This window comes from Halomonas sp. ND22Bw, from assembly GCF_003011945.1.
GTDB classification, from domain to species: domain Bacteria; phylum Pseudomonadota; class Gammaproteobacteria; order Pseudomonadales; family Halomonadaceae; genus Halomonas; species Halomonas halophila.
The window spans coordinates 1-258 of sequence record NZ_PXWD01001224.1 but is presented as its reverse complement, the minus strand read 5'-3'; the positions used below and the strand labels follow the sequence as shown (position 1 = coordinate 258).

At 67.8% G+C, this 258-nt stretch carries 1 pseudogene; it reads right to left on the bottom strand.

What is annotated here, in order from left to right:
• Nucleotides 1-258 (bottom strand): annotated as a pseudogene (locus tag CVH10_RS22065) (ABC transporter permease); the annotation flags it as partial.

The window sequence follows — 258 nt, the reverse complement described above, 5'->3', positions numbered from 1 at the left end:
GATCAGCCCCGACACCGGCAGGTTGAAGAAGTACGAATAACCCAGGTCGAGCTGCACCACGCGCGCCAGGTACACGCCGAGCTGCACCGGCAGTGGCTTGTCCAGCCCGTAGCTCGCGCGCAGTTCGGCCTTGAGCTCTTCGGACATGCCGCCGCTGGCGCCGGCGATGGTCTCCACCGGGTCGCCGGGCGCGGCATGCACCAGGGCGAAGTTGAGGACCACCACTGCCGCAATGAGCAGGAAGGCCTGCAGCAGGCG